This is a genomic window from Lentimicrobiaceae bacterium, from assembly GCA_020636745.1.
Classification (GTDB): domain Bacteria; phylum Bacteroidota; class Bacteroidia; order Bacteroidales; family Lentimicrobiaceae; genus Lentimicrobium.
This window is the reverse complement of sequence record JACJXH010000004.1, coordinates 128,488-153,368: the sequence shown is the minus strand read 5'-3', so window position 1 is coordinate 153,368 and position 24,881 is coordinate 128,488. Positions and strand designations below refer to the sequence as shown.

General features: G+C 40.8%; 37 protein-coding genes. 35 read left to right on the top strand and 2 right to left on the bottom strand.

Annotation, left to right across the window (positions count from 1 at the left end; all coding sequences use genetic code 11):
* Positions 1-203: 203 nt before the first annotated feature.
* Positions 204-1,841, bottom strand: a complete 1,638-nt coding sequence (locus tag H6541_07955; GenBank protein MCB9015713.1) for a T9SS type A sorting domain-containing protein — start codon at positions 1,839-1,841, stop codon at positions 204-206.
* An 862-nt stretch (positions 1,842-2,703) separates the two neighbouring features.
* On the opposite strand from H6541_07955, the gene H6541_07950 reads away from it, so the two are divergent.
* From H6541_07950 to H6541_07780, 35 genes are all read left to right on the top strand, one after another.
* Positions 2,704-3,111, top strand: coding sequence for a 30S ribosomal protein S12 (locus H6541_07950; GenBank protein ID MCB9015712.1), 408 nt, complete (start codon positions 2,704-2,706; stop codon positions 3,109-3,111).
* 33 nt (positions 3,112-3,144) lie between these two features.
* Positions 3,145-3,612, top strand: a complete 468-nt coding sequence (rpsG, locus tag H6541_07945; GenBank protein MCB9015711.1) for a 30S ribosomal protein S7 — start codon at positions 3,145-3,147, stop codon at positions 3,610-3,612.
* 37 nt (positions 3,613-3,649) lie between these two features.
* A complete protein-coding gene (fusA, locus tag H6541_07940; GenBank protein ID MCB9015710.1) occupies positions 3,650-5,752 on the top strand; it encodes an elongation factor G in 2,103 nt (700 codons plus the stop codon).
* A 29-nt stretch (positions 5,753-5,781) separates the two neighbouring features.
* Positions 5,782-6,087, top strand: a complete 306-nt coding sequence (gene rpsJ, locus H6541_07935; GenBank protein MCB9015709.1) for a 30S ribosomal protein S10 — start codon at positions 5,782-5,784, stop codon at positions 6,085-6,087.
* An 80-nt stretch (positions 6,088-6,167) separates the two neighbouring features.
* Positions 6,168-6,797 (top strand): 50S ribosomal protein L3, encoded by a 630-nt coding sequence (gene rplC, locus H6541_07930; protein ID MCB9015708.1) that lies wholly within the window; start codon positions 6,168-6,170, stop codon positions 6,795-6,797.
* On the top strand, positions 6,788-7,417 hold the full coding sequence (gene rplD / locus H6541_07925) for a 50S ribosomal protein L4 (protein ID MCB9015707.1): 630 nt from the start codon (positions 6,788-6,790) through the stop codon (positions 7,415-7,417). The genes rplC and rplD overlap by 10 nt, the downstream gene beginning before the upstream one ends.
* A 47-nt stretch (positions 7,418-7,464) precedes the next feature.
* The gene (gene rplW, locus H6541_07920; GenBank protein MCB9015706.1) at positions 7,465-7,755 is read left to right on the top strand and encodes a 50S ribosomal protein L23; all 291 of its coding nucleotides are present in this window, start codon (positions 7,465-7,467) and stop codon (positions 7,753-7,755) included.
* A gap of 5 nt (positions 7,756-7,760) precedes the next feature.
* Positions 7,761-8,585: a 50S ribosomal protein L2 gene (rplB, locus tag H6541_07915; GenBank protein MCB9015705.1), complete on the top strand. Its 825-nt coding sequence runs from the start codon at positions 7,761-7,763 to the stop codon at positions 8,583-8,585.
* Positions 8,586-8,607: 22 nt separating this feature from the next.
* Positions 8,608-8,886, top strand: a complete 279-nt coding sequence (rpsS, locus tag H6541_07910; GenBank protein MCB9015704.1) for a 30S ribosomal protein S19 — start codon at positions 8,608-8,610, stop codon at positions 8,884-8,886.
* A gap of 13 nt (positions 8,887-8,899) precedes the next feature.
* Positions 8,900-9,313 carry a 50S ribosomal protein L22 gene (rplV, locus tag H6541_07905; protein ID MCB9015703.1) on the top strand — a complete coding sequence of 138 codons (414 nt, stop codon included), beginning with the start codon at positions 8,900-8,902 and terminating at the stop codon, positions 9,311-9,313.
* Positions 9,314-9,353: 40 nt separating this feature from the next.
* Positions 9,354-10,103 (top strand): 30S ribosomal protein S3, encoded by a 750-nt coding sequence (gene rpsC / locus H6541_07900; GenBank protein MCB9015702.1) that lies wholly within the window; start codon positions 9,354-9,356, stop codon positions 10,101-10,103.
* A gap of 46 nt (positions 10,104-10,149) precedes the next feature.
* Positions 10,150-10,578, top strand: a complete 429-nt coding sequence (gene rplP / locus H6541_07895; protein ID MCB9015701.1) for a 50S ribosomal protein L16 — start codon at positions 10,150-10,152, stop codon at positions 10,576-10,578.
* Positions 10,579-10,584: 6 nt separating this feature from the next.
* Complete coding sequence (rpmC, locus tag H6541_07890) at positions 10,585-10,812, top strand: 50S ribosomal protein L29 (GenBank protein MCB9015700.1); 228 nt, start codon at positions 10,585-10,587, stop codon at positions 10,810-10,812.
* Positions 10,813-10,823: 11 nt separating this feature from the next.
* Positions 10,824-11,081, top strand: a complete 258-nt coding sequence (rpsQ, locus tag H6541_07885; protein MCB9015699.1) for a 30S ribosomal protein S17 — start codon at positions 10,824-10,826, stop codon at positions 11,079-11,081.
* Between the two features lie 2 nt (positions 11,082-11,083).
* The gene (gene rplN / locus H6541_07880) at positions 11,084-11,452 is read left to right on the top strand and encodes a 50S ribosomal protein L14 (GenBank protein ID MCB9015698.1); all 369 of its coding nucleotides are present in this window, start codon (positions 11,084-11,086) and stop codon (positions 11,450-11,452) included.
* 15 nt (positions 11,453-11,467) lie between these two features.
* Positions 11,468-11,791 carry a 50S ribosomal protein L24 gene (rplX, locus tag H6541_07875; GenBank protein ID MCB9015697.1) on the top strand — a complete coding sequence of 108 codons (324 nt, stop codon included), beginning with the start codon at positions 11,468-11,470 and terminating at the stop codon, positions 11,789-11,791.
* A complete protein-coding gene (gene rplE / locus H6541_07870; GenBank protein ID MCB9015696.1) occupies positions 11,791-12,345 on the top strand; it encodes a 50S ribosomal protein L5 in 555 nt (184 codons plus the stop codon). Before rplX ends, rplE begins: the two co-directional genes overlap by 1 nt.
* A 3-nt stretch (positions 12,346-12,348) precedes the next feature.
* On the top strand, positions 12,349-12,618 hold the full coding sequence (gene rpsN, locus H6541_07865; GenBank protein ID MCB9015695.1) for a 30S ribosomal protein S14: 270 nt from the start codon (positions 12,349-12,351) through the stop codon (positions 12,616-12,618).
* 38 nt (positions 12,619-12,656) lie between these two features.
* Positions 12,657-13,055 carry a 30S ribosomal protein S8 gene (gene rpsH / locus H6541_07860; protein MCB9015694.1) on the top strand — a complete coding sequence of 133 codons (399 nt, stop codon included), beginning with the start codon at positions 12,657-12,659 and terminating at the stop codon, positions 13,053-13,055.
* Positions 13,056-13,074: 19 nt separating this feature from the next.
* Positions 13,075-13,632 carry a 50S ribosomal protein L6 gene (rplF, locus tag H6541_07855; GenBank protein ID MCB9015693.1) on the top strand — a complete coding sequence of 186 codons (558 nt, stop codon included), beginning with the start codon at positions 13,075-13,077 and terminating at the stop codon, positions 13,630-13,632.
* A 53-nt stretch (positions 13,633-13,685) separates the two neighbouring features.
* The gene (gene rplR, locus H6541_07850; GenBank protein MCB9015692.1) at positions 13,686-14,048 is read left to right on the top strand and encodes a 50S ribosomal protein L18; all 363 of its coding nucleotides are present in this window, start codon (positions 13,686-13,688) and stop codon (positions 14,046-14,048) included.
* 5 nt (positions 14,049-14,053) lie between these two features.
* Positions 14,054-14,572, top strand: coding sequence for a 30S ribosomal protein S5 (rpsE, locus tag H6541_07845; GenBank protein ID MCB9015691.1), 519 nt, complete (start codon positions 14,054-14,056; stop codon positions 14,570-14,572).
* A gap of 25 nt (positions 14,573-14,597) precedes the next feature.
* Positions 14,598-14,777 carry a 50S ribosomal protein L30 gene (rpmD, locus tag H6541_07840; protein ID MCB9015690.1) on the top strand — a complete coding sequence of 60 codons (180 nt, stop codon included), beginning with the start codon at positions 14,598-14,600 and terminating at the stop codon, positions 14,775-14,777.
* A 30-nt stretch (positions 14,778-14,807) separates the two neighbouring features.
* The gene (rplO, locus tag H6541_07835) at positions 14,808-15,254 is read left to right on the top strand and encodes a 50S ribosomal protein L15 (protein ID MCB9015689.1); all 447 of its coding nucleotides are present in this window, start codon (positions 14,808-14,810) and stop codon (positions 15,252-15,254) included.
* Between the two features lie 7 nt (positions 15,255-15,261).
* On the top strand, positions 15,262-16,620 hold the full coding sequence (gene secY, locus H6541_07830; GenBank protein ID MCB9015688.1) for a preprotein translocase subunit SecY: 1,359 nt from the start codon (positions 15,262-15,264) through the stop codon (positions 16,618-16,620).
* A gap of 24 nt (positions 16,621-16,644) precedes the next feature.
* Complete coding sequence (gene map / locus H6541_07825; protein ID MCB9015687.1) at positions 16,645-17,427, top strand: type I methionyl aminopeptidase; 783 nt, start codon at positions 16,645-16,647, stop codon at positions 17,425-17,427.
* A 10-nt stretch (positions 17,428-17,437) separates the two neighbouring features.
* The gene (gene infA, locus H6541_07820) at positions 17,438-17,656 is read left to right on the top strand and encodes a translation initiation factor IF-1 (protein MCB9015686.1); all 219 of its coding nucleotides are present in this window, start codon (positions 17,438-17,440) and stop codon (positions 17,654-17,656) included.
* 16 nt (positions 17,657-17,672) lie between these two features.
* A complete protein-coding gene (rpmJ, locus tag H6541_07815) occupies positions 17,673-17,789 on the top strand; it encodes a 50S ribosomal protein L36 (GenBank protein MCB9015685.1) in 117 nt (38 codons plus the stop codon).
* Between the two features lie 31 nt (positions 17,790-17,820).
* Complete coding sequence (gene rpsM / locus H6541_07810; GenBank protein ID MCB9015684.1) at positions 17,821-18,201, top strand: 30S ribosomal protein S13; 381 nt, start codon at positions 17,821-17,823, stop codon at positions 18,199-18,201.
* A 55-nt stretch (positions 18,202-18,256) separates the two neighbouring features.
* Positions 18,257-18,646: a 30S ribosomal protein S11 gene (gene rpsK / locus H6541_07805; GenBank protein ID MCB9015683.1), complete on the top strand. Its 390-nt coding sequence runs from the start codon at positions 18,257-18,259 to the stop codon at positions 18,644-18,646.
* Between the two features lie 110 nt (positions 18,647-18,756).
* Positions 18,757-19,362 carry a 30S ribosomal protein S4 gene (gene rpsD / locus H6541_07800; GenBank protein ID MCB9015682.1) on the top strand — a complete coding sequence of 202 codons (606 nt, stop codon included), beginning with the start codon at positions 18,757-18,759 and terminating at the stop codon, positions 19,360-19,362.
* Positions 19,363-19,404: 42 nt separating this feature from the next.
* A complete protein-coding gene (locus H6541_07795; protein ID MCB9015681.1) occupies positions 19,405-20,397 on the top strand; it encodes a DNA-directed RNA polymerase subunit alpha in 993 nt (330 codons plus the stop codon).
* A gap of 5 nt (positions 20,398-20,402) precedes the next feature.
* Positions 20,403-20,903, top strand: coding sequence for a 50S ribosomal protein L17 (rplQ, locus tag H6541_07790; protein MCB9015680.1), 501 nt, complete (start codon positions 20,403-20,405; stop codon positions 20,901-20,903).
* Between the two features lie 151 nt (positions 20,904-21,054).
* Positions 21,055-22,344, top strand: coding sequence for a phosphopyruvate hydratase (gene eno, locus H6541_07785; protein MCB9015679.1), 1,290 nt, complete (start codon positions 21,055-21,057; stop codon positions 22,342-22,344).
* Positions 22,345-22,708: 364 nt separating this feature from the next.
* Positions 22,709-23,548 carry a DUF2271 domain-containing protein gene (locus H6541_07780; GenBank protein ID MCB9015678.1) on the top strand — a complete coding sequence of 280 codons (840 nt, stop codon included), beginning with the start codon at positions 22,709-22,711 and terminating at the stop codon, positions 23,546-23,548.
* Between the two features lie 86 nt (positions 23,549-23,634).
* Here H6541_07780 and H6541_07775 read toward each other — a convergent pair whose 3' ends face one another.
* Positions 23,635-24,780 (bottom strand): hypothetical protein, encoded by a 1,146-nt coding sequence (locus tag H6541_07775; protein ID MCB9015677.1) that lies wholly within the window; start codon positions 24,778-24,780, stop codon positions 23,635-23,637.
* Between the last annotated feature and the right edge of the window lie 101 nt (positions 24,781-24,881).

Here is a 24,881-nt window from a genome sequence, read left to right as displayed (position 1 = left end):
GTGGTTATCGATTGCTGACCTCTTACCTCTTACCTCTGACCTCTGACCTCACTTCACCACCTTCCCGCTCTCAAAAACTGATTTCAATTGATTTCCGGTTCTTATTTATTGCATTTTTTTAGACAGGATTTGCAGGATTTTCTGTTTTCGGATTGCTGGTTTGTGGTTATCGATTGCTGACCTCTGACCTCCGACTTCCGACTTCACTTCACCACCTTCGCGCTCCCCACCGTCTTATCTTTATAAACCAGCCTGAGCAGATACATCCCTGGAGCCCAGTTTGACACATCGAATTCAGCGAGCTGCTGCCCTTGTGTAAGTTTTTGCTCTGTGATAAACCTTCCACTCAAATCAAAAACCTGTAACATACTTTGTTGCTGGTAGTTGCTTTGGTACAAAGCTGTGCTCAAACCTTTGTTGCTGTTGCGCAGGGCAATAAACTCCGGCAATCTTATATAAAACCGGTCTTTTACCGGGTTGGGATACACCTCCATCACCGCCACATCGGGCAGGGTGGCCAGGTGCTCAGCGCTTACCACTATATCGCATTCTTCCATGCCAATGGTATCGTGCGGTGCCACGCCACCCGGGCAGGCATAATCGTACACATGTGGGGTGGGGTCATACACATCATCTTCAAGGGTGGAGGTAAGCTTGAAAAGCATCGTGTTGAGCATGGGGCCGTAAGGGTTTTCCTCGGCGCTGCCGGTGGCCAGGATTTTGTTATCGTGGGTGGTTGAAACAAAATAGTAGGGTCCGGTGTAATCATCCAACAACCGCCGGCTATGTAGAATGTTTCCCATGGTATCAACAATTTGAACCTCAACCCTGATATCATACCATTGATCGTAATTCTGCATTGAACCAGCGATAACTATGGAGCTATCCTGCATCCAACTCAATGAATAGGCATAACTTATTGAATCACTTAGTGAAAAGAACTGCGGATTCTCTTCGGAAAGGAATTGCTTCCTCAGGCTTTTTTTTGGTGAATTGGTAACTCCTGCAGAATATAAACGGCCGCCGGCCGATTCAATGGTAAAGAAATCCAGGGCGCCATCAATTGAATCAACACTTTTATATAAAATATTATAGTTTATTATATTTCCATCCTGATCTATGTTAACTTTAATCGGTTTCGTATAGTGCTCGGATTGTATAGAATCATAATACTTACAATATCCGGTTACCAGATAAGTGCTGTCCTTTAAAACCAGAATATCCCACCAGTCCTCAACATCCAAAAGCTTATCATCGTAATTCAATCTCCATTGAATCTGGCCGTTGAAATCAAATTTAATCAAAGAAGTCGGGTTTTCGTTGCTGTGTGGTGGAGGCCCGCCGGGATGATAATTGTTATACAGTCCAACGTATCCATCGTAGGTTTCAGCAACATCCTGTCCAAAATTATCAATACCGGGTTCATTAATTATATTGCACCAGTCTAATTGCCCGCAGGCATTGAGTTTCATAAATGCGGCATCTGCAAAAATTCCAAAAGGGTATAAATCCGCATAACGTGTGCTTAAGGCAATTACCAAACCTGAATCGCGGGTAACCTGCATCATATTAAACCACGATAAATAATCAGTGAGACTGCCAAGTGTTCGCTCCCAGATAATTTCGCCATTGATATCTGTCTTAAAAAGCCAGCCTGCTATTACCACTCCCCCATCCCTTTTGTGCTTGCTAAGTACGACAATGCCTTCATCATATGTTTCAAAAGAACAAAAAGGGCTAGAGTTGCCATAAGGGTTAATATACACTTTTGGCCAGGTTTGGGCGGAAACATAGTAAACACTGCTGAAAATAATAATAAAGAAGAGAATTTGTTTTTTCATTTTATTGGTAATTTCCATTTCATTATATACGCTTAAAATAGCGCCTTCCGCAAGTGATGTTGATTCAGCTACGACTCATGGTGGCTTATCCATTGCCGGAAAGAATAAAGGTAAATATGGAATTAATTTCCGGAAAGGATGTGCAAATAAATGAAGGGCTGAATTATAGTTTGTTTCACACAAATAAACACAAACAAAGGATTCTCTCTTTACATGAATGGTTAATTGAGATGGCATCATATATCGGGTGTTGACAATATATAAATAAATACCAGTAAATATGAATCGTTTGTTATGGTTACGGTATCAGAATCATAATGCGAATGTAATGCTTTTATTCTAAGCAATTTCAGGTGAAAGGGAATAATTCTTTTATCTTCTTGAAAAATAATTAGAAAAAATGTTGCAGGAATAAAATTAATTTATACTTTTGCAGCCGCATTTGAGAGGAAGGTATAGATTGTATCTTCCTGAAATGCTCAAAATTTCTGAGATTTTCGAATCCGGGAAACCTGATAAAGTTAGACAACTATAGGTTTCAATCAATACCAGCCGCAGGGCACCAACAATTAACCGGGGTATTGATTTAGTCTTGGCCAATGGCCTGACGTGTCTGTCAATATCATCTTCCCTCCATAATTTCAGAATTACAATGAACATTGCTTACTGAGCAAAAGCGAAGAAGCTTTCAAAAGCTTATTCAGCAGATTTAAAATCATCAGAAAAGCAATTCCTTTAAAGGGTTTGTAACATTGTAATTTATTTTTGATCAGCTTATTGTAAAGTTAAAATTAAGTTGTACCTTTGCAGACCCTAAAAAAAGGGGTTAGTCGAGTAAAAAAACCAATTTAAAAGTTCTAATATGCCTACAATTTCGCAATTGGTTCGTAAAGGACGTAAAAAGTTGACCGATAAGAGCAAATCTCCGGCACTGGATTCTTGTCCACAGCGAAGAGGTGTTTGTGTTAGGGTTTATACCACAACACCAAAAAAACCTAATTCAGCTATGCGTAAGGTCGCCAGGGTTAGGCTTACCAACAGTAAAGAGGTAAATGCTTACATTCCGGGTGAAGGTCACAACCTGCAGGAACACTCCATCGTTATGATTCGTGGTGGCAGGGTAAAAGACTTGCCAGGAGTAAGATACCATATTATACGTGGAGCACTTGATACATCCGGAGTAGACGGCCGCAATCAGCGCAGATCAAAATACGGAACCAAGCGTCCAAAAGGTGGTAAAGTAGCAGCCCCTGCAAAAGGTAAAAAATAATTCCTGATTCAGGTATTAGCAAAGTATAAAGCAATGAGGAAATCAAAACCAAAAAAGAGAATCATTCTTCCTGACCCGAAGTTCAATGACGTTCTTGTTACCAAGTTCGTTAACAACTTAATGTACACAGGAAAGAAAAACCTGGCTTTCCAGATTTTTTATGAAGCCATTGAGACTGTTACTGAAAAAATGGGAGAAGACGGACTCGAGATTTGGAAAAAAGGTCTCAGCAATGTAACTCCTAATGTGGAAGTACGCAGCCGCCGTATTGGTGGTGCAACTTTCCAGATTCCTTCTGAAATCCGTCCGGGTCGCAAGAGCTCAATCGGAATGAAGAACCTTATCCTTTTTGCACGTAAACGTCATGAAAAAACGATGAGCGCCAAACTCGCCGGCGAAATCATGGCTGCTTACAAAGAAGAAGGTTCTGCTTTTAAGAAAAAAGAAGATACCCATCGTATGGCTGATGCCAACAAGGCCTTCTCACATTTCCGCTTCTAATATAAATTAACCAAACAACCCAATAGTACAACAACAAATGTCCGGCAGATTAGCACATACACGCAACATCGGCATTATGGCGCACATTGACGCGGGTAAAACCACGACAACCGAGCGTATGTTGTATTATACCGGAATCAGCTATAAAATTGGTGAAGTGCATGATGGCACTGCTACCATGGACTGGATGATTCAGGAACAGGAACGTGGTATTACCATTACTTCGGCTGCTACCACAGTTTTTTGGGATGTAAGGGATGAAAAATATAAAATCAACATCATTGACACTCCGGGTCATGTCGACTTTACAGTTGAAGTTGAGCGTTCGCTCAGGGTTCTTGATGGTGCTGTAGCTATTTTCTGTGCAGTTGGAGGTGTTGAACCTCAGAGTGAAACTGTTTGGAAACAAGCTGATAAATACAATGTACCCAGGATTAGCTTTGTAAATAAAATGGACAGAGCGGGTGCCGATTTCTTTGACGTCATCAGTCAGATGAAAGAAAAACTCGGAGCCAATCCAATTCCTTTACAACTCCCCATTGGAGAAGAAGAAAACTTCATCGGTGTGGTTGACCTTATCACCAATAAGGCCATTATTTGGGAAGACGATTCACAGGGTATGAATTTTACCGAAGACGAAGTTCCGGCAGAAATGGTAGAACTCGTTAATGAATACAGGTTGAAATTAATTGAAGGTGTGGCCGAAGAAAACGAACAGCTGTTCGAAAAATTTATGGCTGACCACAATTCAATCACACCTGAAGAAATGCGCGACATTATCCGTAAGGCAACTATTGAAATGCGGATAACCCCTGTTCTTTGTGGAGCATCGTTCAAAAATAAAGGCGTACAACCTTTGCTCGATGCAATCGTATCTTACCTGCCCAATCCGGCCGAAATTGATTCAGTTGTTGGAATAAACCCCAATACTGAAAAGGAAGAAGCCCGCCATGCCGACCCTGCTGCGCCGTTTTCAGCGCTGGCTTTTAAAATCAGTACTGACCCGTTTGTGGGAAGACTGGCTTTTATTAAAGTCTATTCAGGCACGCTGACATCGGGTAGTTATGTGTTAAACACAGGAACCAACAAAAAGGAGCGTATATCCCGGATTATGCAAATGCATGCCAATAAACAGAATCCACTCCAGCAGGTTGAAGCAGGAGATATTGTAGCTGTTGTTGGTTTTAAGCAAATCAGAACCGGTGATACACTTTGCGACGAAAAGCATCCGATAGTTCTTGAATCTATTGTTTTCCCCGAGCCGGTGATCAGCGTTGCAGTTGAGCCCAAAACTCAGGATGATGTAGATAAACTTGACCAGGCACTTAACAAACTTGCTGAAGAAGATCCTACTTTCTCTGTTAGAGTGGACGAAGAAACCGGTCAGACTGTTATCAGTGGAATGGGTGAGTTGCACCTTGAGATTATAGCAGATCGTCTTAAACGTGAGTTTAAAATTGAAACCAGCCGTGGAAATCCACAGGTTGCCTATAAAGAGGCTTTGGTTACAACGGTTACTCACCGCGAGGTATATAAAAAACAAACGGGTGGACGTGGTCGCTTTGCAGATATCCAGTTTGAATTGGGCCCGGCCGATGAAGGATTCAAAGGCTTGCAGTTCATCAACGATGTAAAAGGCGGAAATATTCCCAAGGAATTTATTCCATCGATTGAAAAAGGTTTCAAAATAGCTATGATGAATGGTGTTTTGGCCGGATTTTCACTCGAGAGCCTTAAGGTAAGATTGATTGACGGCTCATTCCATAGTGTGGATTCTGATGCCCTGGCATTTGAAATTTGTGCAAAAGTCGGATTTAAAGAAGCTGCCCGTTTGGGACGTAATGTATTGCTTGAGCCTGTAATGCGTTTGGAAGTGAATGTTCCTGACGAATATGTAGGCGACATTACAAGTGATTTGAATAAACGCAGAGCGAATGTAGATGGAATAGACTCCAAACCACGCTACCAGATAGTTAAGGCCCATGTGCCGCTGGCAGAAATGTTTGGATATGTAACCAGCCTTCGCACCATAACTTCAGGAAGAGGAAATTCAAGTATGGAATTTTCACACTATGCTGAACTGCCTGCTAACCTGACAGATGAAGTAATCTACAAGTTAAAAGGATATCTTGTTAAATAAACGAAACTAAATCAATAAACCAAAGTAACGTGAGCCAAAGGATCAGAATAAAACTGAAATCGTACGATCACAATCTGGTTGATAAATCAGCCGAAAAGATCGTAAAGACCGTGAAATTGACCGGTGCAGTTGTTAACGGCCCTATTCCTCTGCCTACCAACAAAAAGATCTACACTGTGTTGAGGTCGACCTTTGTCAACAAGAAATCGAGGGAGCAGTTTGAACTCAGTTCATACAAACGCTTGCTTGATATCTACAGTACCACCAGCAAAACGATTGATGCGCTGATGAAACTGGAGTTGCCCAGTGGCGTGGAAGTAGAAATCAAAGTCTGATTTCCGCCAGACAAAAGGCTACCGGATTTATCCGTCAAACCAAAAAGGAAAAGAATCATCAATTTTAACATGATACTGCAATGTCAGGAATTATAGGAAAAAAAATCGGAATGACCAGCGTATACGATGCCAATGGCAAGAATCTGCCGTGTACGGTCATTGAAGCCGGCCCTTGCTATGTCACTCAGATCAGGACAAAAGAGGTAGATGGTTATGATGCCATTCAGCTTGCTTTCGACGATAAAAAGGAAAAGCATACTACCAAAGCCGAGATGGGTCATTTTGCCAAAGCCGGAATTACACCAAAAAGAAAATTAGTTGAGTTTACCCGTTTTGAGGCAGGCCATCAGAAAAAATTTGGTGATGTAGTAATGATTGATGTTTTTGAAGAAGGCGAATTTGTTGACGTAGTCGGCACCACCAAAGGAAAAGGTTTCCAGGGTGTTATTCGCAGACATGGTTTCAGTGGAGTTGGAGGTGCTACCCACGGTCAGCACAACCGCTTAAGAGCTCCCGGATCTGTAGGTGCATCTTCATGGCCATCCAGAGTATTCAAAGGAATGAGAATGGCTGGACAAACCGGAAACAAAAGGGTAAAAACCCTGAACCTCCAGATTATAAAAATCGTAAAGGAAAAGAATCTCTTGTTGGTAAAAGGTGCAGTACCTGGAGCTAATGGATCATATGTAATCATTGAACGATGGAGCTAGCAATTTATAACATTAAAGGGGAGAAGACTGCCAGGACAGTTAACCTCAATGATTCGATTTTCAATATCGAGCCCAACGATCACGCTATTTACCTCGATACTAAACAGTATTTGGCCAATCAGCGTCAGGGTACACACAGCTCAAAAGAAAAATCTACAGTTTCAGGTAGTACCCGCAAACTGAAGAAACAAAAAGGAACTGGTGGAGCTCGTGCAGGAAGTATAAAGAGTCCGCTTATGCGTGGAGGAGCCAGAGTATTTGGCCCAAGACCCAGAACTTACAACTTCAAGCTCAATGTAAAATTGAAACAGCTTGCACGTATTTCTGCACTTAGTTACAAAGCAAAAGACAATAACATTGTTGTTCTGGAAGACTTCACTTATGAGGCACCCAAAACGAAGAACTTTGTAGAACTACTGGAAAATCTGCAACTTTCAGGAAAAAAGACACTTATGGTGTTGCCTGATGTTAATAAAGCCGTATATTTGTCGTCCCGTAATTTGAAACAGGCTAAAGTTATAAGGGCTTGTGATTTAAATACATACGAAATTATCCGTGCTAAAAACCTGGTAATTCTCGAAGGCTCAGTGGCCGAAATCGAAAAGACATTTCAGAATTAAATCACCGCTCAAAGCGCTGAGATTAAGAACCATTAACACAAGAAACGATGGGTATCATAATAAAGCCGGTAGTTACGGAAAAGATGACAGCCTTAGGTGAAAAGCTCCACCGTTATGGGTTTATCGTAAAGAAAGACTCAAACAAATTGCAGATTAAAAAGGCAGTAGAAGAAATCTACGGAGTTGATGTTACTGAAGTTAACACTATGAATTATGCCGGAAAAACCAAATCACGCTTTACAAAAGCAGGAATGGTAAAAGGACGTGCCAATTCATATAAGAAAGCTATCGTAACTTTAGCTGAGGGTGAAACAATTGATTTTTATAGCAATATTTAAAGATAATGGCTTTAAAAAAATTCAAACCGACTACTTCAAGTCAGCGCTTCAAACTGGTAAGCGCACTGGATGACATAACTGCCACCAGCCCTGAAAAGAGCCTGTTGCAGCCCAAGACCAGATCGGGAGGCCGCAACAACGATGGAAAAATGACTTTACGGTCCATCGGCGGTGGTCACAAACAACAATACCGTGTAATCGATTTTAAACGTGATAAGGAAAATATTCCTGCAACGGTAAAAACCATCGAATACGATCCGAACCGTACAGCCCGTATCGCCCTTCTGTTTTATGCAGATGGTGAAAAACGCTACATCGTAGCTCCCAACGGACTGAAAGTGGGTCAGGAAGTCATCTCAGGAAAAGGTGTACAGCCAGAAATCGGCAACTCATTATACTTGAGCGAAATTCCTTTCGGAACAGTCATTCATAATATTGAACTCAGACCTGGTCAGGGAGCAAAAATGGCACGTAGCGCCGGATCATCAGCACAGTTGATGTCACGTGATGGTAAATTTGCCGTTATCAAACTTCCTTCAGGAGAAACCCGCCTGATTCTTCAAACATGTAAGGCTACAGTAGGTATTGTATCTAATACTGAACATAACCTTGAAGTATCTGGTAAAGCCGGCCGTACTCGCTGGTTTGGACGTAGGCCCCGTGTCCGCGCTGTGGTTATGAACCCGGTTGATCACCCGATGGGTGGTGGTGAAGGTAGGTCTACAGGAGGTCACCCAAGGTCGCGTAAAGGTTTACCGGCTAAGGGATATAAGACCCGCTACCCGAAGAAGGCTTCGAACAAATATATTATCGAAAGAAGGAAGAAGTAATTGAACTTTAACAGCATTTAACATGAGCCGTTCGCTTAAAAAAGGTCCTTATATCGACTATAAACTGGAAAAGAAAGTATTGGATGTTATAAGCACCAACAAAAAAGTGGTTATTAAAACCTGGTCGCGTGCTTCCATGATTTCTCCTGACTTTGTAGGACAAACCATAGCTGTACATAACGGAAATAAATTTATTCCTGTGTATGTTACTGAAAACATGGTAGGTCACAAGCTTGGTGAATTTTCCCCCACACGTATATTCAGGGGACATGCCGGAAGTAAAGATAAAGGTAAAAAATAAAGAATAAAAACCGATGGGATCACGAAAACATAACAAAGCCGAGCAGGTTAAAGAGGCCAGAAAGAATGAATCTTTTGCCAAATTGATTAACTGCCCAACTTCGCCCAGGAAAATGCGCCTGATAGCAGATATGATCCGCGGCATGAACGTGGAACAGGCTCTTCATGTATTGAAACATTCTCCTCAGGATGCAAGCGGACGTTTACACAAATTGCTGCTCTCTGCACTCGCCAACTGGCAAGCCAAGAACGAAGGTACCCGTATGGAAGATACAAGTCTCTATATTAAAGAGATTGGTGTAGATGGTGCCCGCTCACTCAAACGTATCCGTACCGCCCCACAGGGACGTGCACACCGTATCCGTAAGCGTTCAAACCATGTAACCCTGCTGATTGACAACAGGATTGCTCAGGAAGTTAAAAAATAAACTGCAAATCAGGCTTAAAAACCAAATAATAATTTGTTGAATGGGACAAAAGACAAATCCAATAGGTAACAGGCTCGGCATCATCAGAGGATGGGACTCCAACTGGTATGGTGGCAAGCATTTCGAAAACAAACTGGTTGAAGATGACCAGATTCGTAAGTATTTGAATGCGCGTTTGTCGAAGGCTGGTGTTTCGAAAATAGTAATCGAACGCACACTGAAACTCGTTACCGTAACAATACATACCGCCCGCCCGGGTATCATTATCGGAAAAGGTGGTCAGGAAGTTGACAAGCTGAAAGAAGAGTTGAAGAAAATCACCAAAAAGGAGATTCAAATCAATATTTCAGAAATTAAACGCCCTGAAATGGATGCCGTAATCGTTGCAAATGCGATTGCCCGTCAGATTGAAGGCAGGATTTCTTATCGTCGTGCTATCAAAACTTCTATTGCTTCAACCATGCGCATCGGAGCAGAAGGAATCAAAGTTCTTATATCAGGAAGGTTAGCCGGAGCTGAAATGGCCCGTCGCGAAATGATAAAAGAAGGCCGTATTCCTTTACATACACTTCGTGCTGATATTGACTACGCAATAGCAGAAGCTCATACAACTTATGGACGAATTGGTATAAAAGTCTGGATTTGTAAAGGCGAAGTATACGGTAAAGTTGAACTTACACCTAATGTTGAAGCTGCAGGTACAGGCAATCCACGCGAAAAGTCTATGCCACAAAGACCCAACAACAGGCCGCCACGTGGTAACCGCAATACCAGGGGACCCAAGAAATAATTGCAAAAAACAAGAGTAACAACAACACGATCAATATCCGATAATAATGTTACAGCCAAAGAAAACCAAGTACAGGAAAATGCAGAAAGGCAAAATGAAAGGCAACACCAAGCGTGGAGCAGAACTTTCATTTGGTTCATTCGGTATCAAAACCCTGGAAGAAGCCTGGATTACCGGCAGGCAGATTGAAGCTGCCCGTCAGGCAGTTAGCCGTCACATGAAACGTGAAGGACAGATCTGGATTCGCATATTTCCTGACAAACCTGTTACAAAGAAGCCTGCTGAAGTCCGTATGGGTAAAGGTAAAGGAGCTCCTGAATATTTTGTGGCTCGCATCAGCCCAGGACGTCTTATCTTCGAAGCAGAAGGTGTACCCATGGAGATTGCAAAAGAAGCCCTCAGGCTGGCAGCTCAGAAACTACCTGTGGCAACGAAGTTTGTGGTAAGAAGAGATTACGTTGAAGAATCAATATAACGAACGATGAAACAAGAAGTCATTAGAGAGCTTTCAACAGCCGAAATTATTGAACGGCTTGATGAAGAACGCAAGCAGCTTAACAAGCTTAAGCTTAACCATGCTGTTTCGCCTCTTGAAAATCCCAATAAAATCAAAACCTATCGCAGAACCATTGCACGCATGATTACTGAATTGCGCTCACGCCAATTGAAGGAAGCTGCTAAAGGGCTGGCTGGTGTTAACAATCAATAACCGTATAAGCTATGGAAACCAGAAATCTGAGAAAAGAAAGAATTGGGGTTGTTGTTAGCAATAAAATGCAAAAATCAATCGTCGTTCAGGTTGAGCGCCGTGAGAAACATCCCAAGTACGGAAAGTTTGTAAAAAAATCCTCCAAATTTGCAGCTCATGATGAAAATGATGAGTGTAACATCGGCGACACCGTTCGCATTGCCGAAACCCGGCCGATGAGCAAAAATAAATGCTGGAGATTAGTCGAAATCATTGAAAGAGCGAAGTAATTATGATACAACAGGAATCACGTCTTACGGTTGCTGATAACAGCGGAGCTAAAGAAGTTCTGTGCATCCGGGTACTGGGTGGAACACGTAAAAAATATGCCTCTATAGGCGATAAGATCGTAGTTGCCGTTAAAAGTGCTATTCCTTCGGGAAACATTAAAAAAGGAACGGTAGCCAAAGCAGTGGTTGTCAGAACAAAAAAAGAAATTCGTCGCAACGACGGTTCTTACATCAGGTTTGATGACAATGCTGTAGTATTGCTCAATAATGCCGGTGAAATGTCAGGTACCCGTATTTTCGGACCAGTAGCCAGGGAATTGCGCGAAAAGCAATACATGAAGATTGTTTCATTAGCACCCGAGGTGCTGTAAAGGACAAAACAGACTATGAGCACGAAATTAAATATTAAGAAAAGCGATACCGTGAAGGTTATTGCTGGTGACTCAAAAGGTAAGCAGGGCAAAGTTCTTGAACTTGATGTTGTAAAACAGCGCGCCATTGTTGAAGGTGTAAACCTGGTTTCAAAACACACCAAACCCAATGCTAAAAATGCTCAGGGTGGAATTGTAAAACAGGAAGCTGGAATCCACATCTCAAACCTTATGGTAGTTGACAACTCCGGTAAACCAACCCGCGTTGGCCGTAAGATTGACACCAAAACTAATAAATCAGTACGTTATTCCAAAAAGTCTGGGGAGGTAATCAAGTAATGAACTATTCACCACGCTTAAAAGATAAATACGCCAAGGAAATTATTCCGGCACTGACAGAGCAGTTCCAATATACAACTGTAATGCAGGTTCCAAAATTGCTGAAGATTAGTGTAAATCAGGGTTTGGGTACAGCTATTGCCGATAAAAAACTTATCGATGCAGGCGTTAACGAAATTACTGCACTTACAGGGCAGAAAGCTGTCGCTACAAAATCTAAAAAAGATATCTCCAACTTTAAGTTGCGTAAGGGAATGCCCATTGGTGTTCGTGTAACCTTAAGGGGTGATAATATGTACGAATTTCTCGACAGATTGGTTTCTGTAGCAATCCCACGTATCAGAGACTTTCGCGGGATTAATGAAAAAGGATTTGATGGTCGTGGAAACTATACACTGGGTGTAACAGAACAGATTATCTTCCCTGAAATCTTAATCGACAAAGTGGCTAAAATCAATGGTATGGATATTACCTTTGTAACTACAGCCCGCACAGACAAAGAATGTCTGGCACTTTTGAAAGAGTTTGGTTTACCGTTCAAAAATCAGAAATAAGATATGGCCAAGGAATCAATGAAAGCAAGAGAGCGCAAAAGAGAGCGCCTTGTTGCAAAATACGCAGCCAAACGCGCTGAACTTAAAGCTTCAGGTGACTTTATTGGACTGCAGAAATTGCCGAAAAATGCTTCACCTGTACGTTTGCACAATCGTTGCAAATTAACTGGCCGTCCGAAAGGATATATGCGTCAGTTTGGAGTTTCACGTATTAATTTCCGTTTCATGGCCTTAGAAGGACTGATTCCGGGTGTGAAAAAAGCCAGCTGGTAAGAAAATAACACAAATTAATCATAATATCAAAGGATAAAATGGTAACAGATCCTATTGCAGATTACCTGACCCGTATCAGGAACGCCGTAATGGCAAACCACCGGATCGTGGAAATCCCTTCATCTAACATGAAGAAGGAAATAACCAAGATTTTATTTGATAAGGGTTATATTCTCAATTATAAATTTGAGGATGAGTCTTTGCCTGGAAACATAAAAATCGCGTTGAAATATCACCCGGTTTCTAAGATTCCTGCAATCAGAAGTCTTGAAAGGGTAAGTAAACCCGGTTTGCGTCGCTATGTTGGCGCCGATGAACTTCCAAGGGTGCTTAATGGTTTGGGTATCGCTATACTTTCAACCAACAAAGGCCTGATGACCGATAAAGAAGCAAGAAACCTTCAAATCGGTGGTGAAGTTTTATGTTACATCAGCTAACTAAAGGAGATTTAATACGATGTCGAGAATAGGAAAAATGCCAGTTGTTGTCCCCGCCGGAGTGGAAATTTCGGTTTCGGAAACGAACCTGGTTACCATCAAAGGAAAACTCGGAACTCTTACACAACAGGTTGATTCTAATGTTACCGTTCAGGTAGAAGGAAATCAATTATTGGTTGGAAGGGCAAATGAAAGTCAGGAAGCCAGATCAAAACACGGACTTTATCGTTCGTTACTTGCTAACATGGTGAAAGGTGTATCTGAAGGTTTTACTGTAGTTCAGGAATTGGTTGGAGTCGGATATAAAGCGACTGCTACCGGTAAGTTGCTCGAGTTAGCACTCGGTTACTCGCACAGCATTTTCTTTGAAATGCCTGCTGAAGTTTCAGTTGAAACTGTTACTGAAAGAGGTAAAAACCCAATCATTACACTGAAATCGCACGATAAACAGCTGATTGGTCAGGTTGCAGCTAAGATTCGTTCTTTACGCAAGCCAGAACCATACAAAGGCAAGGGTATTCGCTTCATGGGCGAGGTTGTTAAGAAGAAAGCTGGAAAATCAGCATCTGACAAATAATATTAAACATAAATCACTCCCGGTTTAAGCCGGGGTAAATTCCTCACACAAGGATGGCTATTAAGAACAGAAAAGAATACAGAAGGCACAGGATTAAACTCAGAATCCGGAAAGTGGTTTCCGGTTCGCCTGAGCAGCCGCGGTTGACAGTATTCAGAAGCAATAAACAGATTTATGCTCAAATTGTAAATGATTTGGAAGGCAAAACCCTTGTTTCTGCATCGTCACGTACTCCTGAGATTTCGGGAACCCCGATTGCAAAACTTGAACAGGCTAAACTGGTTGGTCAGCTTATAGCCCAAAAAGCAATTGAGGCAGGCATCGAAAAAGTAGTTTTCGATCGCAACGGTTACTTATATCATGGTAGAATCAAATCCCTGGCTGAAGCAGCCAGAGCAGGAGGCCTTAAATTTTAATGGAAATGGCAAACGCAAACATCAAAAGAGTTAAATCCAGCGAAATTGAATTCAAAGACAGGCTGGTAAGTATACAGAGGGTTACTAAAGTTACCAAAGGAGGTCGTACTTTTAGTTTTTCAGCTATCGTTGTGGTTGGAAATGAAAACGGAGTCGTAGGTTATGGCCTTGGTAAAGCTAAAGAAGTAACTGCTGCCATCGCAAAAGGCGTTGACGATGCCAAGAAAAATCTGGTAAAAGTACCTGTTCTGAAAGGCACTATTCCACATGAACAACTGGGTAAATATGGCGGAGCACTTGTGTTTCTGAAACCAGCTTCTCCTGGTACCGGTGTTATCGCTGGTGGTGCTATGCGCGCTGTTCTCGAAAGCGTTGGTGTTAAAGACGTTCTTGCTAAGTCTAAAGGATCTTCTAACCCTCATAGTGTTGTAAAAGCTACCATTGACGCTCTTGTTAATATGCGTGATGCTTATACTGTAGCACAGCTTCGTGGTGTGGATCTGAATAAAGTTTTTAATGGCTAATTAACGAGCTTTAAAAGATAGAAAAATGAAGAAACTGAGAGTTACACAGATAAAAAGCGGAATTAAACAGCCCGAACGTCAGAAACGCACACTGAAAGCCTTAGGTATTTCTAAAATGGGCAGACCTGTTGATGTGGTTGCAACCCCGCAGATTGAAGGTATGATCGCTAAGATCAACCATCTACTGAAAGTTGAAGAAATCTAATTAATATACTAAGTTAATCGGAAAGACATTATGGATTTAAGTAATCTTAAACCGGCACAAGGCTCAACAAAATCGTCAAAAAGAATTGGGCGTGGACAAGGATCAGGTGGCGGTGGTACTGCTACCCGTGGACATAAAGGTCAGAAATCACGCTCAGGTTATAGCAGGCGCTTTGGTTTTGAAGGTGGTCAGATGCCTATCTACAGACGCTTACCTAAATTTGGCTTTAACAATATCAATCGTGTTGAGTATCGCGCTGTTAACCTCGATGTTTTGCAGATACTGGCTACTTCTAAAAATATAAAAGTGATTGATATGGATGTTTTCATCGAGAATGGTCTGGCTTCTAAGAATGATAAAGTTAAAATTCTTGGTCGTGGCGAATTTACAGCCAAACTCGAAGTTAAAGCTCACGGCTTTTCAGCTTCTGCTGTTAAAGCTATTGAATCAAATGGTGGTCAGGCAATAAAAATCTAAACTTTAGATGAAAAGACTAATTCAGACTATTCGGAACATTTCAAAGATTGACGAGCTGCGCAAGCGTATTGTTTATACAATAGGTATTGTAGTTTTATACAGGCTTGGATCTTATGTAGTGTTGCCGGGAGTAGACCCAAATCAATTAGCTAATCTGCAGAATCAAACTTCTGGTGGATTACTCGGATTGCTAAATATGTTCTCCGGAGGGGCTTTCTCTAATGCTTCTATCTTTGCATTAGGTATCATGCCTTATATCTCTGCATCTATCGTGGTGCAGCTTCTGGGTATGGCTATCCCATATTTCCAGAAATTGCAGAAAGAAGGTGAAAGTGGACGAAAGAAAATTAATCAGATTACCCGTTACCTTACTGTGCTTATTACAGGTTTTCAGGCTCCGGGTTATATTGCCAACCTAATTTCGCAATTACCTGCTCAGGCAATAACACCTTTTGATCCTGCTGTTACTTCTCCTTCTACATTCTTCTGGGTGTCTTCTGTTATCATTCTTATCTCAGGAACACTATTTGTAATGTGGTTAGGTGAAAGAATTACAGATAAAGGTATTGGTAATGGTATTTCACTTATCATTATGATTGGTATTATTGCCCGTCTGCCTTTTGCACTCTTTGGTGAACTGGTTTCACGTATGGAACAGAAAGGTGGTGGATTAGTAATATTTATCGTTGAACTTGCTGTACTTATCGGTGTTATTCTTGTCAGCATCCTGCTCGTTCAGGGAACAAGAAGAATCCCCGTTCAATATGCCAAACGAATTGTAGGAAATAAACAATACGGTGGAGTTAGACAATACATTCCGCTTAAAGTGAATGCTGCAGGAGTTATGCCTATTATCTTTGCACAGGCTATTATGTTTCTGCCATTAACGCTGGCCGGATTTGCTCAATCAGAAGCTTTATCAGGATTTGCTGCAACTTTTACAAATGTTCACGGATTTTGGTATAATTTTGTATTCGCAATTTTGATTATTGTTTTTACCTACTTCTATACTGCCATTACTATTAATCCTAATCAAATGGCAGAGGATATGAAAAAGAACAACGGTTTTATTCCCGGTGTTAAACCTGGTAAGAAAACTGCTGAATTTATTGACCAGATTATGTCAAGAATTACATTGCCTGGCTCAATATTTCTTGCATTTGTTGCAATTATGCCTTCGTTGGTCGGAAAAATCGGAGTTACTGCTCAGTTTGCCAACTTCTACGGAGGAACATCATTGCTGATTTTAGTTGGTGTTGTATTGGATACACTCCAGCAAATTGAAAGTCACTTGTTGATGAGGCACTATGATGGATTGACCAAATCAGGTCGCATCAAAGGACGTTCGTCAGTAAACATGGGTTAATACTTGGAGTTTAAGCCAGAACGAATGATTCATTACAAATCAGACGAAGAGATTGAATTAATAAGACTGAGTTCTTTACTTGTTGGTAAAACCCTTGCCGAAGTAGCAAAAAATATCAGGCCCGGAGTAAAATCACTGGAACTTGACAGGATAGCCGAAACTTTTATCAGAGATCATAAGGCTGTTCCCGCTTTCAAAGGTTATGGCGGATTCCCCAATACTTTATGCATCTCAATCAATGATGTGGTGGTACATGGAATTCCCGGTAATCGTGAGTTAAAAGAGGGTGACCTTGTTTCGGTCGATTGTGGTGTTGTACTGAATGGCTTTTATGGTGATTCGGCTTACTCGTTTGCAGTTGGTGAAGTTCCTGAAGAAGTTAGATTACTGATGGAACGAACCAAAGAATCGCTATATCGGGGTATCGAAGCAGCAAAAGCTGGTAAACGCATTGGCGATATTGGCTTTGAGATTCAATCGTATGTTGAAAGCTTTGGTTACTCTGTAGTGCGTGATTTAGTCGGACATGGTCTTGGCAAACATCTGCATGAAAAACCTGAAGTTCCGAATTATGGAAAGAGGGGAGTGGGGACTATGCTTCAAAAAGGATTGGTCATTTGCATAGAACCAATGATTAACCTGGGAACAAGGCATGTTGTACAAGAGAAGGATGGATGGACTATCAGAACATCAGACAGGAAACCATCAGCGCATTTTGAGCATGCAATAGCAATCAGGGAAGGGGAAACCGAAATCTTATCTTCATTTGATGAGATAGAAAAAGTACTGGCTTCAAACAAGAACTAAAAGAAAATAAATGGCGAAACAAATTTCGATAGAACAGGACGGAACAGTTACCGAATCATTAGGTAACGCGATGTTTCGTGTTGAACTGGAGAACGGGCATATCATTACAGCCCATATTTCAGGGAAAATGAGGATGCATTACATAAAGATTTTACCAGGAGACAAGGTAAAGCTTGAAATGTCGCCTTATGACCTAAGCAAAGGAAGAATAATTTTCAGATACAAATAACAAACAATCCTGGAAAATGAAAGTAAGAGCATCTGTCAAGAAGAGAACGCCTGACTGTAAAATCGTCAGAAGGAAGGGGCGATTGTACATCATCAACAAAAAGAACCCCAAGTACAAACAAAGGCAAGGATAATTGATTTTAACTTCAAACAATAAAACAATATATGGCACGTATTGCTGGTATTGACTTACCCAAAAACAAAAGAGGTGAAATAGGCCTTACCTATATCTACGGAATCGGACGCAGTTCAGCGCAAAAGATTCTGGAGACAGCAGGTATTGATTTCAATAAAAAAGTCCAGGACTGGAACGATGATGAGCAGAACGCTATTCGTACAATCATTGGAGATACTTACAAGGTAGAAGGCGCACTTCGTACAGAGGTTCAGACCAACATCAAACGTTTGATGGATATTGGTTGCTACCGTGGTATCAGGCATCGTCTTGGTCTTCCATTGCGTGGACAGAGTACAAAAAACAATGCCCGTACCCGTAAGGGTAAAAAGAAAACCGTTGCTAACAAGAAAAAAGCAACAAAAGGTTAAGAGTTAATGCTTAACCCTGAATTTTAACGAAACGAATTGTCGAAAAAAAATTGTTATGGCAAAAACTGCTAAAACATCAAAGAAAAAAGTTGTTAAGGTTGATCCAATCGGTCGTGCCTACGTTACTGCTTCGTTCAACAACATTATTATTTCACTCACCAATAATACTGGTCAGGTTATAAGCTGGGCATCAGCAGGAAAAATGGGCTTCAGAGGTTCAAAAAAGAACACTCCTTATGCAGCACAGATGGCTGCAACTGATTGCTCAAAAGTGGCTTACGATATGGGCCTTCGTAAGGTGAAGGTCTTTGTTAAAGGCCCTGGCTCCGGCAGAGAATCTGCTATCCGTACCATCCACTCTGCAGGTATTGAAGTTACCGAGATTATGGATGTTACTCCATTGCCTCACAACGGTTGCCGTCCTCCAAAAAGAAGAAGGGTATAATACATATTACCCTCAACTGACGCCATGGTACACTTTCGCAGGATGTTTGTTTTACCATAGGCGATGGCGGTTCAGATAAAAACAAAATGATCATAAAATAACAATCAATTATGGCCAGGTACATAGGTCCAAAAACCAAAATTGCACGCAAGTTTAAAGATCCGATTTACGGTCCGGATAAGTATTTCGAAAAGAAAAACTATGGACCGGGAATGCACGGAAATTCAAAAAGGCGTAAAAAACTTTCAGAATACGGTACTCAGCTTCAGGAAAAACAGAAAGCTAAATATACATACGGAATTCTGGAAAAACAATTTAAGAATACTTTCCACAAAGCTACCCGTAAAAAAGGTATTACCGGAGAGGTTTTACTTCAGCTTATTGAATCCCGACTGGATAATATGGTATTTCGTTTAGGAATTGCTCCTTCACGTAATGCAGCTCGCCAGCTGGTTAGCCATCGCCATATAGTTGTAAACGGAAGTGTAGTTAATGTACCTTCTTATGAAGTTAAAATTGGTGATGTAGTTGGTGTTAGAGAAAAATCTAAATCATTGGAAGTTATTCAGGATGCACTTGCAGCTAAACGTAACACATACGCTTGGTTGGAATGGGATAGCAGCCTGTTGAGCGGTAAGCTTACAAGCCTTCCTGCCCGTGAAGATATTCCTGAAAATATCAAAGAGCAGCTCATCGTTGAGTTGTATTCTAAATAATGATTTTTCGGTCAACTAGTTCATTACACAAGAGGAAGAAATATGGCAATACTAGCATTTCAAAAGCCTGAAAAGGTTATTATGATCGAAGCTGATGATTCGAAGGGTGTGTTTGAATTCAGACCCCTTGAACCTGGTTTCGGAATTACCATAGGCAATGCCTTAAGAAGGATTCTCCTTTCATCGCTAGAGGGATTTGCAATTACTTCATTGAAAATTGAAGGAGTTGATATGGAATTCTCTTCGATTAAAGGTGTGGTAGAGGATGTTACCGATATCATCCTTAATCTTAAAAAAATCCGTTTCAAACGGCTACTTGAGAGTGAAACCAGTGAGCGTGTACATCTTGTGATTACCGGACAGGATGTGTTTTCTGCAGGCGATATTAATAAGTTCCTTTCAGTTTTTCAGGTGTTGAATCCTGAAATTGAAATCTGTCATATGGAACCTTCAGTTAAACTTACCATTGACCTTACAATTGATAAAGGACGTGGTTATGTTCCTGCTGAAGAAAATAAAGTAGCAGGTGCTCCAATTGGAACTATTGCGATAGATTCAATTCATACTCCGATTAAAAACGTAAAATATACCATTGAGAACTTTCGTGTAGAGCAAAAAACTGACTACGAGAAACTTGTTCTTGATATTACTTCTGACGGGTCTATTCAACCTAAAGAAGCGCTTAAAGAAGCTGCCCGCATTCTCATCCATCATTTTATGTTGTTTTCAGATGAGAAAATTACCATTGATACTGAAGAAAAAGCTGTGGCTGAAGAGTTCGATGAAACTTCATTGCATATTCGCCAGTTGCTTAAAACCAAGCTTGTTGATATGGATTTATCAGTTCGTGCTCTTAACTGTTTAAAAGCAGCTGATGTGGAAACCCTTGGTGAACTTGTATCATACAACAAAAATGATCTTTTGAAATTCCGCAATTTTGGCAAAAAATCACTTACTGAGCTGGAAGAACTGGTGAAGTCAAAGAGCCTGGAATTTGGAATGAACATTGCAAAATATAAACTTGATAAGGATTAATTGAAATGAGACACGGAAAGAAAGTCAATCACCTGGGTAGAACAAGCGCCCACCGTAAGGCAATGTTATCGAACATGGCGGCTTCGCTTATCCTTCATAAACGCATCAATACTACGCTTGCAAAAGCCAAAGCATTGAGGTCATATGTTGAACCGCTTATTACACGTTCAAAAGACGATTCTACACACTCAAGAAGGATGGTTTTTAGCTATCTGCAAAATAAGGAAGCTGTTTCTACCCTTTTCAGAGAAGTTTCTGTTAAAGTAGCCAGCCGCCCCGGTGGATATACACGCATTCTTAAAACGGGTAACCGTCTTGGTGATAATGCTGAAATGTGTATGATGGAGTTGGTAGATTTTAATGAAAATCTCCTCGCCGCTAAAGCTGCTCCTAAAGCTAAAACAACTCGTCGTAGCCGCACTGTGAAAGCTAAACCAGCCGCAGCTCCTGTTGCTGAAACAAAAAATGAAGATGTAGTTGCTGATAGTTCAGAAACTAAAGAATAAGATTAATGTTTAAATTTTAATGAGGATAAAGTATTTTTTACTTTGTCCTCATTTTGTTTGTGAGTACTTTTGCAATGCCGTTTTACCACGGCTTTGAACCTTATGAATTGTCAGACCTAAGTTAAATTAATATTAATCTAAAATTAAGAAAATGAGCGCAATTGCTAACATTTTTGCCCGCCAAATCCTTGATTCACGCGGAAATCCAACAATCGAAGTTGATGTTTATACCACTAACGGTATCATGGGCCGTGCAGCTGTTCCCTCCGGAGCATCTACTGGTGTTCATGAGGCTGTTGAGCTTCGTGATGGTGACGATAGCATGTATCTTGGAAAAGGTGTGCTTAAAGCGGTTCAGAATGTCAATAAAGTGTTGGCCGAAGAATTAAAAGGCTATCTGGTTTCAGAACAGAATGAAATTGATCAGAGAATGCTTGAAATTGACGGCACTCCTAATAAAGCTAACCTTGGCGCTAATGCTATTCTGGGTGTGTCTTTGGCTGTTGCCAATGCTGCTGCCCAGGAATCAAGCCAGTTTTTATTCCGTTATGTGGGTGGCGTAAATGCAAATACTTTGCCTATTCCTATGATGAATATCATCAATGGTGGTTCTCATGCTGATAATGCCATCGATTTTCAGGAGTTTATGATTATGCCTGTAGGAGCTGCTAATTTTAGTGATGCTCTCCGTATGGGCGCTGAAGTGTTTCATAACCTGAAATCTGTTTTGAAAAAAGCCGGCTATTCTACTAACGTAGGTGATGAAGGTGGTTTTGCCCCGAATCTTAAATCTAACGAAGAAGCTGTTACTGTAATTCTTCAGGCTATTGAAAAAGCTGGTTATAAACCTGGTGTTGATATCTTTATGGCACTCGACCCTGCCTCTTCCGAATATTGGATTGAAGATGAAAAAGTTTACCACCTGAAAAAATCTACAGGCGATAAACTTACCCCTTCACAAATGGTAGATTATTGGAAAACATGGACTGATAAATATCCTATTATCTCTATTGAGGATGGTATGGCTGAAGATGACTGGGATGGCTGGAAGTTGATGACTGATGTGATGGGTAAGAAAATTCAGCTTGTCGGTGACGATTTATTTGTTACTAATTCTAAGCGTCTGCAAATGGGTATCGACCGTGGTGTGGCCAATTCAATTCTTGTTAAAGTAAATCAGATTGGTAGCCTTACTGAAACAATTGATGCCGTTAATCTGGCTTACCGCAATGGTTATACTGCCGTAATGAGTCATCGCTCAGGTGAAACAGAAGATACTACGATTGCTGACCTTGCTGTGGCTTTAAATACAGGCCTGATTAAAACTGGTTCAGCCAGCCGTACTGACAGAATTGCAAAATATAACCAACTTCTTCGTATTGAGGAAATTCTTGGTAGTTCTGCCAGATACTTAGGCAAAGATTTTAAATATGCCAAATAATTTGGTTCTGAATTAATTGAAATCCCTGGTTAGAATTAACCGGGGATTTTTTTTGTGGTGTCCGATTCTACCCTTGCTGTTTACTTCTGTTTACTGTTTATATCTCCTTTGCGGTTTAGACTTATAGAATGGTCTCTCCTTAAAAAAGCGATCCTCCCCATTTCGGGGAAGTATTCCTCATTCCTGAGCAAAAAATCTTCAGTTCCCGGGCCTTTTCTTTGGTTAGGATGTTGTATTCAGTTGATGGCTTATTTTTTGTCGCATGCCATTCAGATTGTCTGTTTTTGTTTGGTAATAGTTGAAAAATGGCTGAAAAACAAATTAAGTTATCTAACTTTGTAATTACAAATAACGCTCTCACACTATGAAAAAAAACAATTTTCTTTCAACATTGTTTCTTCTGGCTATAAGCCCGATTTTTAATTCCAGTGTTTCACTGGCAGCAAATGCTACCTTGTCAACAGATGGAACAGTTACCTTTACTGTCCTGACGGTGAGTAACGGTGCAACTTATTCGCCCAAAAATGTATTGGCAATATGGGTAAAGGATGAACAAGGGAATTTTATTATCTCACGTAAAGTGATGGCCAATAATCGCAAGCAGCATTTGGTAAAGTGGATGGCTTCTTCAGGTAACAATAGTGTTAGTGCTATCACCGGAGCAACTTTACCTAATCATCAGACGCATACCATATCGTGGGATTGCCGCGATTTAGCCGGAAATCTTGTGCCTGACGGAACCTATCAGATTTGGGTTGAGTATACCAGCCGGAATTCTGCCAATGGTGGAGCAGCCGGACCATCTACCTCAGTAACTTTTACAAAGGGACCGGATGTTGTTTCAATAACTGTACAGGATGAGCTGTATTTCAAAAATATGGTTCTCAATTACAGTCCTTTGAATGTGGGTATTGATGAACATATGAAAAGTTCTGTTGGATTTAAGGCCTTTCCCAATCCATTCAGTAATAACGTGAATGTAAGTTTTGATTTGCCTCAAAGGGGATTTGTGAATGTTTCAGTTTATGAATTGAGCGGAAAACGTATCGCAGAACTTGTTAATGAAGATTTGCCACAAGGATTAAATGCATTTAGTTGGGATGGTACATTGAACGATAATAAAAAAACAAGTCCGGGCGTCTACTTCTTGAGAATGGTATACGACGGAAAGATGTTTATGCAAAAGGTAATTTATACTGAATAGTTGATGATAATTTGTAATATGTTGAAAGAGCGTTTCTTTAGACGCTCTTTTTTTGGGCATATACCGGACCTTGGGTATCCTTAATTTTAAATATTTTCAGGTTGTCCTGTCTGGTTAAAAAAAGTGGTATATACTCTGAATCGCTTAGCTATGGGAATATTCAGGCGTTCAAGCACAGCTCTCATTCTCAGGTTGGTTTCAAGTATAAGGTGCGTTTCAATGGTTTTTATTCCCTTTTTTTTGGCTGATTCAAGCAGTTTCATTCCCATCCAGATTTCCAGGCCCAGACCTTGTTGTTCTTGCTTGACAGCGCCCAACATTAAATCAAGCTGCTCGGCTTTTTTGATTGATTTCAGAATATGATACCATCCTAACGGGAAGAGCCGGCCTTTGGCGCGTTTTAAACCGGCCGACATGTTCTGCAGGCCTACCACATAAGCGATTACCTCGTTATTGAACATAACTACTTTTACAAACTCGGGATCGAGAACTGGCATATACCTGTTGGCCAGGTCTTTCATATCAGTTTCGTTCAGAGGGTAAAAGCCATATAGATGGCTATATGTTTCATTGGTAAGTTGAAGGACCGGTAATATGTATGGCTTGAGCTCTTTTTTTGACTTAAATTCTAAAAGTTGATAACGATGGGCACTTTCAGCTCGTTGTCGTGTTCGGTTATATACCTCCGGGAAGAGTAAGTGAATATCAAACTTGTACGTTAAACAATCAATCAGTTTTTCAAAACCAGCCCTGGTGAGGAAGTCTGTCATGTAGGGCAGGTTGCAATTGGTATCAATGAGAGGAACATCGTTGTTGCCTTCTATTAAAAAGCCCTGCGGATCTCTGTCTGAAAAACCATATGGTCCGGTTAAGCATTGCATTCCTTTTTGCATGGCCCATACTTTGATATATTCAATAAGTTCTGTTGCAACTTCAAAATCTTCATAGCAGTCAAAGAACCCAAACCTGGCTGTTTTTTCCTGATGCAACGTATTGTAATCACGATGAATAATGCCCATTATTCTGCCTCTGGGCCGGCCGGAAACATATGCTACTGCCAAAATTGTGTCACAATAGGAAAAAGCTCTGTTTTTACGGGGATTGAAAAAAGCTCTTTCGTCCTGATACAAAGGCGGAAGCCAATTGGTGTGACTGGCATGGATGCTGCCTGGTAACTTGATAAAATCATTAATGGTTTTGGAGTTGTCTGCTATTCTGATTTCAGATTTCATTATTCATGTTCAGGTTTGCCAGATGAAGCGATTTTATTTTTAATCATTGAGGTAATGTCAATACAAAGATGATTTATTTCACCGGTAAAAGCAAAGGAAAG